Annotated in this window: 10 protein-coding genes; 5 read left to right on the top strand and 5 right to left on the bottom strand. The window is 63.4% G+C overall.

Going from position 1 to position 7,582, the window contains the following annotated elements; translation table 11 throughout:
• Window positions 1–76: 76 nt before the first annotated feature.
• Both MESS2_RS31395 and MESS2_RS32815 read right to left on the bottom strand, forming a co-directional pair.
• Window positions 77–175 carry a lasso RiPP family leader peptide-containing protein gene (locus tag MESS2_RS31395; RefSeq protein WP_008876980.1) on the bottom strand — a complete coding sequence of 33 codons (99 nt, stop codon included), beginning with the start codon at window positions 173–175 and terminating at the stop codon, window positions 77–79.
• A 110-nt stretch (window positions 176–285) separates the two neighbouring features.
• Window positions 286–747 (bottom strand): hypothetical protein, encoded by a 462-nt coding sequence (locus MESS2_RS32815; protein ID WP_167332460.1) that lies wholly within the window; start codon window positions 745–747, stop codon window positions 286–288.
• Here MESS2_RS32815 and MESS2_RS23425 point away from each other — a divergent pair.
• Window positions 746–889, top strand: a complete 144-nt coding sequence (locus tag MESS2_RS23425) for a WD40 repeat domain-containing protein (RefSeq protein ID WP_244440063.1) — start codon at window positions 746–748, stop codon at window positions 887–889. The two genes, MESS2_RS32815 and MESS2_RS23425, sit on opposite strands and share 2 nt — an antisense overlap.
• A gap of 13 nt (window positions 890–902) precedes the next feature.
• Window positions 903–2,927 carry an amidase gene (locus MESS2_RS23420; RefSeq protein WP_008876977.1) on the top strand — a complete coding sequence of 675 codons (2,025 nt, stop codon included), beginning with the start codon at window positions 903–905 and terminating at the stop codon, window positions 2,925–2,927.
• A 46-nt stretch (window positions 2,928–2,973) separates the two neighbouring features.
• On the opposite strand, the gene MESS2_RS23415 is transcribed toward MESS2_RS23420, so the two are convergent.
• A complete protein-coding gene (locus MESS2_RS23415) occupies window positions 2,974–3,381 on the bottom strand; it encodes a hypothetical protein (protein ID WP_008876976.1) in 408 nt (135 codons plus the stop codon).
• Window positions 3,382–3,524: 143 nt separating this feature from the next.
• Here MESS2_RS23415 and MESS2_RS23410 point away from each other — a divergent pair, with 143 nt between their 5' ends.
• The 3 genes from MESS2_RS23410 to MESS2_RS23400 all read left to right on the top strand — a co-directional run bounded on the left by MESS2_RS23410 (window position 3,525) and on the right by MESS2_RS23400 (window position 6,318).
• On the top strand, window positions 3,525–4,076 hold the full coding sequence (locus MESS2_RS23410) for an isochorismatase family protein (protein ID WP_008876975.1): 552 nt from the start codon (window positions 3,525–3,527) through the stop codon (window positions 4,074–4,076).
• A 31-nt stretch (window positions 4,077–4,107) separates the two neighbouring features.
• Window positions 4,108–4,584, top strand: a complete 477-nt coding sequence (locus tag MESS2_RS23405) for a GFA family protein (protein ID WP_040593871.1) — start codon at window positions 4,108–4,110, stop codon at window positions 4,582–4,584.
• A 111-nt stretch (window positions 4,585–4,695) separates the two neighbouring features.
• A complete protein-coding gene (locus MESS2_RS23400; protein WP_008876973.1) occupies window positions 4,696–6,318 on the top strand; it encodes an ABC-F family ATP-binding cassette domain-containing protein in 1,623 nt (540 codons plus the stop codon).
• A 322-nt stretch (window positions 6,319–6,640) separates the two neighbouring features.
• Here MESS2_RS23400 and MESS2_RS23395 read toward each other — a convergent pair whose 3' ends face one another.
• A complete protein-coding gene (locus tag MESS2_RS23395) occupies window positions 6,641–7,267 on the bottom strand; it encodes a substrate binding domain-containing protein (RefSeq protein ID WP_280113330.1) in 627 nt (208 codons plus the stop codon).
• 38 nt (window positions 7,268–7,305) lie between these two features.
• On the bottom strand, window positions 7,306–7,515 hold the full coding sequence (locus MESS2_RS23390; protein WP_008876971.1) for a helix-turn-helix domain-containing protein: 210 nt from the start codon (window positions 7,513–7,515) through the stop codon (window positions 7,306–7,308).
• Window positions 7,516–7,582 lie beyond the last annotated feature (67 nt).

Below are 7,582 nucleotides of genomic sequence, written 5' to 3'. Positions count from 1 at the left end.
TGACGACTGTCCTTAGCCTACCGCCGAAACATCATCGGCGGCCTCCACCGGATAATCTGGCAAACTTAGATCAGGCTCATTCGAGGATGATGGGACCCGATGCACCGTTGGCGGCCGTGACCGCCGACAGCTTGCCTTTCCTGACTAACGTCGGCTTTTCATAAATCTTTTTCATGTCAAGCTCTCCAATATATCTCGTTGGGATAATGCCAGAATCCGGTTTCCGGTCAACCTTGCCGACCGATGCTTGCATTCTATTCTTGAGGAATTCGACTTTTATGCCACTCACCGACCAGTGCCGCGCCATGCGAAAGTCTCCGAAATTGCGCTTTGTGTATCCGGATATTCGCGTGCCACTGTGTAGATTCGCCATCGCGGTTTGTTCTCTAGGCCGAGAGGCCAGATCCTTGATGAAAATATATTGTCGCCTCTTGTCGTTTCAGTACTTAGCTTGGCAAAGAACTCGGCTAAGATATTGAAATAGCTCCAGCAAGGAGGACGATCGCCACTGCCGGCCTGGGGGAGGAACCAATGAACAGGGTTGTCGACAGGCTGCTTGCAGTTCTCTTCCTGGCGATCGGCGCGGCATGCTTTGCCACGGCGTATCTGGTGCATGGCGGCGAGGCTGCCGGCGAAGCTTTCGCGCCCGTGCGTCTGGCTGTCTTCTGTGCCGCGGGCATCGTCTCTGCGGTTGCCGCACGGTACGGCGCGGCTGTGGGACATGGACAGCGGCAACGAGATCGCCATGTTCGACAGCCAGACCGTCCCGATCTACGCAGTGGCCTTCGCCGCCGACGGCACGGTGCTGACCGGCGGCGACGACCGCACCATCAGGGACTGGCCGGCTACGGGCGGCGGCGTGATGCTTTTCGCTGGCGCGCCGGATTGAGCGGGCCGGAGCGATGACCGATCTTCACATCGTCGAAGCCTCGATCGCCGAGCTGCGGCAAGCGCTGGAGAATGGCATCGTCACCAGCGTCGAGCTGGTCGGCGCCTATCTCAGGCGAATCGCGCATTACGACCGGCACGGCATCGCGCTGAACGCCGTTCCCTTGCTCAACCCCGATATGTTCGAGGAGGCTGCGGCATCCGACCGCCGCCGCCAGAAAGGTGCCGTGCTCGGGCCGCTCGACGGCATCCCCTATACCGCCAAGGACAGCTACAAGGTCACGGGCCTGACGGTGGCAGCCGGCTCGCCGGCCTTCGAGCATCTGATCGCCAATGAGGACGCCTTCACCATCGCGCGGCTGAAGGCTGGCGGCGCGGTGCTGATCGGGCGGACCAACATGCCGCCGATGGCCAATGGCGGTATGCAGCGCGGCGTCTACGGTCGGGCGGAAAGCCCTTACAATGCCGATTATCTGACCGCGGCCTTCGCTTCGGGATCGTCCAATGGTTCGGGCACCGCGACCGCCGCCGGTTTCGCCGCCTTCGGGCTCGGCGAGGAGACATGGTCGTCCGGCCGGGCGCCGGCTTCGAACAATGCGCTGGTCGCCTACACGCCGTCGCGCGGCGTCATTTCGGTGCGCGGCAACTGGCCGCTGGTCCCGACCATGGATGTGGTGGTGCCGCATACGCGCAGCGTGGCCGACATGCTGGAATTGCTCGACGTGATCGTGGCGGATGATCCTGAAACCAGAGGCGATTTCTGGCGCGCGCAGCCGTGGGTGGCTTTGCCGCAGAGTTCGGGCGTGCGGCCGCCGCGCTATATCGACCTGACGTTGGAGGGCTCGCTCAAAGGCACGCGGCTCGGCGTGCCCCGCATGTATATTGGCCACGATACGGAAGCGACCACACCGATCGAAACCCGCGCGTCGGTGCTGGCGCTGTGGGAAGAGGCGGCTGCGGATCTGAGGCGGCTTGGCGCCGATGTCGTCGAAGTCGATTTTTCAGTCGTCTCCAACTATGAGCGCGACCGGCCCGGCACCCAAAATATGGTCGATCGCGGGCTGGTGCCGAAAGAGTTCGCCGAGCGCGAAATCTGGGATCTCTGCGTCTTTGCCTGGGACGACTTTCTGCGCGCCAATGCCGACCCGGCCATCCCCGATCTCGCCTCGGTCGACGGTCCAAAGATCTTTCCGCCGCCGCCGGGCGCGCTGCCGGACTGCTATGGCGACGATGGGTTCGACCTGGCGGAGTATGTCGAGCGGGCGAAGCTGGGCGTCACACCGCTTGCCGATATTCCTACATTGGCAGAGGGACTGAAGGGCCTGGAGGCGACGCGGCGGATCAATTTCGAGGACTGGCTGGACGCGCTTGGGCTCGACGCGGTGGTGTTGCCTGCCGTCGCCGATGTGGGGCCGGCCGATGCGGATGTCAACGAAGCCTCTGCTAGGCTTGCCTGGCGTAACGGCACCTGGGTCGCCAATGGTAATCTGGTGTGGCGGCATCTGGGCATCCCGACCGTCACAGTGCCGATGGGCACGATGGCCGATATCGGCATGCCGGTGGGGCTGACCTTCGCTGGCAAAGCCTATCACGACACCAGGTTGCTTTGCCTCGCCGGCGATTTCGAGCGCGCTGGCCGGCGCCGCACCAGCCCGCCGCGTACGCCGGAATTGCCCGATGATGTGTTTGTGGCGCGGCCCGGTGGCATCAGCCTAGGCGAGCCGCCGCCGCTCACCATCACCCTTGCTGCCGAGACGCGGCACAGAGACAATCAGGACGAGATTTCCATCACGCTCGACCTGGATGGCAACGCGGCTGAGGCCGCAGCCGCGAGCGTGAAGATCCATGTCAACGGCGAGCCCGTCGAACTGCAACGGACCGGCGCGCGCTTCACCGGTCGGGCGTTCGTTCCGGTCGAGGAGCATCGGAGAATCCACAGCGTCTGGCGCGACTCCTATGGCTCGATCGTCACTGCAATCGTGCGGCTGGATGACGGGCGCGCCGCTGGTGCCTATACGGTGACGGGCGGCATTGGGTGAGGATTTGAAGGAAGGGCAGGGTCGTGCAGGACAAAGTCGCTTTCGGCTATGACGGCAGCGAGGCCAGCCACGCGTCCCAAAATTGCTGTTGCATGTGGGCGAACACAGGCGCCACGTCGTAGCTCTCGTCGAATATGTTGACCAGATCAGTTCTTTGAGGCGGCTGCCCCATTTTTACCTTGCAGACGGTCAATCCGCGGCCCATCTCCATCACGCCTTCGGGATAGACATTTGCGCTGGCGCCGTAACAGAAGGGCAGCAGCCCATCGACTTCGAGTTCCTGACGAATCTGGAACAAGGCTTCGAAATAGTCGTCCTCCTCGGCCTCGATCATCTTGTTTCGATAACTGCAGGTGAGCCGGCATTTTGTTCCCATATCATACAGCGTAAATGTTGCCTGCTCGTCGCCGCCCGTGCCGCCGCCGATCAGGAATACGGTATGTTCTTCGTTCATGCACTCGCCCCTTTGCCAATAGCAGGCCAAGCTAGCGCTGTTGCAGGCGGATTTCTACGTATCTCGAACGCCAGCCTCTTGCGATCGCCATGCCCACGCTGCCTGATCCTTGATCGGCCCGCCTCCCGTGCTATGTAAAAACCATGTCAAAGATCAGCCCTGTTGCCACCGCGCCGCTCATCGTCATCGACCTGCAGACCGGCATGTTCGACGGCGTCGCCGAGCCGCCGATCCATGATGCGTCAGGCATCGCCGCTCGCGCCCGGGCGCTGATCGATTGGGCACGGCGTGGCGGGCGGAAAATCGCCTTCGTCAGGCATGACGGGCCGGCGGGCGATCCGCTGGCGCCGGGCGAGCCGGGCTGGCCGGTTTGGCCGGCGCTTGGCCAGGCTGGCGACGAGCCGACCTTTGCCAAGAGCGTCGGTGACGCCTTCAGCAATGCGGCACTTGGCGAGTGGGTGGCCGGGCAGGGCGCCGGTGAGGTCGTGCTCATCGGCGCACAGAGCGATTTTTGCGTGGCGGCAACGGTCAAGGGCGCCTTTGCCGCGGGCTTAGGCGTCACCGTGGTTTCCGATGCCCACAGCACGGTAGACTCCGCCAGCGAGACCGCGCCGCAGATCATCGCCCGGCACAATGCCGCCTTCGCCGATGCCGGCGTCAATCTGGTGACGACGAAGGCGCTGACCGGCGGCTGAGTTTCGCAAGCGAGACCTGGAGGAGCGTCCCGTGAAAAACCTGACCTTGCCTGCCGAAGGCGGGTGCCGCTGCGGACGCGTGCGCCTGAGGATTTCCGCACCGCCACTGCTGACCATGGCCTGTCATTGCACGGGCTGCCAGCTTATGTCGGCCAGCGCCTACTCGCTGAGTGCCGCCATTCCGTCCGAAGCGTTCGCGGTCACGCAGGGCGAGCCGGTGATCGGCGGGCTGCACGGCGCCTCGCGCCACTTCTTCTGCCGCTATTGCATGAGTTGGATGTTCACGCGGTCGGAGGGGCTGGACTGGTTCGTCAATCTGCGCGCGACCATGCTCGATGACCCGAGCTGGTTCACGCCGTTCATCGAGACGTGGACAAGCGAGAAACTGCCCTGGGCCAGCACGCCGGCCGTGCACAGCTACGAGGCGTTGCCGGCGATGGAAGAGTACGAGAAGCTGATCACCGAATTTGCCGGCAGCTTTGGCGGTGTTGGCAACGCTGGCGGCTGACCTGTCCAGCTTCGGGCGATTTGGCGCAGGCATTCATGATTTGCGGGCTTCCTCTCGCGCGGCCGATCGCGTAAGGCGCGGGGAAATTCCCCTGAAGCCTCGCGTGGAAGCATGATACGTCTCGAAAATATCAGCAAACAGAACGGCCGGCAGATCGTCTTCATCGAGGCCTCCGCCGCCTTGCAGAAGGGCGAGAAGGTCGGCCTCGTCGGCCCCAACGGCGCCGGCAAGACGACGCTGTTTCGCATGATCAACGGGCAGGAGCAGCCCGACGAGGGCCAGGTGTCGGTCGATCGCGGCGTCACCATCGGCTATTTCAGCCAGGATGTCGGCGACATGGCGGACCTAAGCGCGGTCGCCGAAGTGATGAACGGCGCCGGGCCGGTGAGCGAGGTGGCGGCCGAGATGCGCGAGCTCGAACACGCCATGGGCGACCCTGACCAGGCCGACCAGATGGACGACATCATCGCCAGATATGGCGAGGCGCAGCATCGCTTCGAGGAACTCGACGGCTATGCGCTTGACGGCCGCGCCCGCGAAGTGCTCGACGGTCTCGGCTTTTCGCAGGAGATGATGGACGGAGACGTCGGCAAGCTATCCGGCGGCTGGAAGATGCGGGTGGCGCTGGCGCGCATCCTGTTGATGCGGCCCGACGTGATGCTGCTCGACGAGCCGAGCAACCATCTCGACCTCGAAAGCTTGATCTGGCTGGAGCAGTTCCTGAAAGGCTTTGAGGGCGCGCTGCTGATGACCTCGCACGACCGCGAGTTCATGAACCGCATCGTCAACAAGGTGGTGGAGATAGACGCCGGTTCGCTCACCGCCTACTCGGGAAACTACGAATTCTACCAGCAGCAGCGGGCGGTCGCCGACAAGCAGCTGCAGGCGCAGTTCGAGCGCCAGCAGGCGATGCTGGCCAAGGAGATCGCCTTCATCGAGCGCTTCAAGGCGCGCGCCTCGCACGCCGCCCAGGTGCAGAGCCGGGTAAAGAAGCTGGACAAGATCGACCGCGTCGAGCCGCCCAAGCGCCGCCAGATCGTGAATTTCGAGTTCCAGCCGGCACCGCGTTGCGGCGAGGACGTGGTGACGCTGAAGAATGTGCACAAGGGCTATGGCAGCCGCACCATCTATGCCGGGCTGGACTTCCAGGTACGCCGGCGCGAGCGCTGGTGCATCATGGGCGTCAACGGCGCCGGCAAGTCGACGCTGTTGAAGCTGGTGGCAGGCGCCTCCGACCCCGACAATGGCACGGTGGCGCGAGGCCCGAGCGTCAAGATGGGCTATTTCGCCCAGCATGCCATGGAAGTGCTGGAGGGCGAGCGCACCGTGTTCCAGACGCTGGAGGACGCCTTTCCGCAGGCGGGCCAGGCGCCGCTGCGGGCGCTCGCCGGCTGCTTCGGCTTTTCCGGCGACGAGATTGAGAAGAAGTGCCGGGTGCTGTCAGGCGGCGAGAAGGCGCGGCTGGTGATGGCATTGATGCTGTTCGACCCGCCCAATCTCCTGGTGCTGGACGAGCCGACCAACCACCTCGACATCGCCACCAAGGAGATGCTGATCAACGCACTCTCGCAATATGAGGGAACGATGCTGTTCGTCTCGCACGACCGGCATTTTCTCGCCGCGCTCTCCAACCGCGTGCTGGAGCTGACGCCCGAGGGCGTCCACACCTATGGCGGCGGCTATACCGAATATGTCGAGAGAACGGGCCAGGAAGCGCCGGGGTTGCGGGGATAGGGCGGGCCTTCCGCTGAAGCCGGGCTGAGACGACCGCGCCGCCGGCCTGCCCGGAAGCGCCCCAACCGATCGATGAACCATTGCGGACGAATTCGTCCGAGCCTGTGACTTTGGCCGCGACTTGAATGTTCCGGCCAGCCAGGGCGGAGCTGTGGAGTTCGATCCGGGATCGGCTTGAGTGTGATCAATTTCATTCAGTGCATCGTTGAAATCATGTCACTGGCTTCAAGAAGAGCAAACGCCTGATAACGCCGAGATCCGATGCAGGGCCGGCAGCCCTGATCGCCAACCGGGAATTTCGCCAGTGAAACCGCATCTCGATTTACGACTTGAAATCGGCCGCGCGCGCCGTCGCGAAGGCGACAAAACTCTTGACGCGCGCCGGCACGAATTTCTGTCGGGGATAGGCGAAGTAAAGCGCCGTCTTGACCGAGGAGTATTCGGGCAGCACGCGTATGAGTGGCGGATCATAAGACCCGGCTTCTGCCATCAGCGCCGGCAGATAGCCGATGCCGAGATCGAGATCGATCATGGCGCGCGTCATGTGGAAATCGTTGGACATGATTGGAGCGTCGAACGGCACGTCGACCAGCTTGCCGCCTCTGCGCATCTTTGCCGAGGTGGCTCTGCCGAAGCCGATGAGGCGGTGACCGGTGAGGTCCTCGATTGTCTTCGGCACCCCTTGGCGATCGAGATAGGCGCGGCTGGCAAACAGGCCGCCGAAACCATCGGCGAGCTTTCGCGCGATCATGCTGGAATCCTTCAGCGGTCCAACGCGCAGCGCCAGATCGATGCCCTCGGCGACGAGATCGATTTCGCGGTTGGTGAAGGTTACCTCGACCTTCACCGAAGGAAACGCATCCCGATAGGCGGCAACCAGTTGCGGCAGGGCATGCCGGCTGAAACCGGCCGGCGCGGTCATGCGGAGCGTGCCGGTCGGCTGCCCGATTTCCGGGGCGAGCTCGGCTTCGGCGGCCTCGAGCTCGCTCAGCGCCGCCTTGCAGCGGGCAAGATAGCGCTCGCCGTCGCCTTGAGCTGCCTTGTGGTGCGCTGAATGAGCGTCGCGCCGAGCCTCTGCTCCAGCGCCGAGATCTTGGCGCTGACAGTGGCCGTCGACATCGCCAGCAAGCGTGCGGCGCTCCTGAAGCTGCCTGATTCAAGAACACGGATGAATACGATGATCTCGTCGATGCGCATCGCCGCCGTCCAATTTTCCGAACAGAGAACTCGGATAAGACTGCCTAATCAAAAATGGTCGTTTCGA

Origin of the sequence: Mesorhizobium metallidurans STM 2683 (genome assembly GCF_000350085.1) — a bacterium.
GTDB lineage: Bacteria > Pseudomonadota > Alphaproteobacteria > Rhizobiales > Rhizobiaceae > Mesorhizobium > Mesorhizobium metallidurans.
The sequence above is the reverse complement of the archived record's forward strand: the minus strand, read 5'-3'. Positions and strand labels throughout refer to the sequence as shown.

Excerpts from the sequence above, each read along its gene's own strand:
- MESS2_RS23390 (WP_008876971.1), bottom strand. The coding sequence starts at position 7,515 with ATGCGCATCGACGAGATCATCGTATTCATCCGTGTTCTTGAATCAGGC.
- MESS2_RS23420 (WP_008876977.1), top strand. The coding sequence starts at position 903 with ATGACCGATCTTCACATCGTCGAAGCCTCGATCGCCGAGCTGCGGCAA.
- MESS2_RS23400 (WP_008876973.1), top strand. The coding sequence starts at position 4,696 with ATGATACGTCTCGAAAATATCAGCAAACAGAACGGCCGGCAGATCGTC.
- MESS2_RS32815 (WP_167332460.1), bottom strand. The coding sequence starts at position 747 with ATGGCGATCTCGTTGCCGCTGTCCATGTCCCACAGCCGCGCCGTACCG.
- MESS2_RS31395 (WP_008876980.1), bottom strand. The coding sequence starts at position 175 with ATGAAAAAGATTTATGAAAAGCCGACGTTAGTCAGGAAAGGCAAGCTG.
- MESS2_RS23410 (WP_008876975.1), top strand. The coding sequence starts at position 3,525 with ATGTCAAAGATCAGCCCTGTTGCCACCGCGCCGCTCATCGTCATCGAC.
- MESS2_RS23425 (WP_244440063.1), top strand. The coding sequence starts at position 746 with ATGTTCGACAGCCAGACCGTCCCGATCTACGCAGTGGCCTTCGCCGCC.
- MESS2_RS23415 (WP_008876976.1), bottom strand. The coding sequence starts at position 3,381 with ATGAACGAAGAACATACCGTATTCCTGATCGGCGGCGGCACGGGCGGC.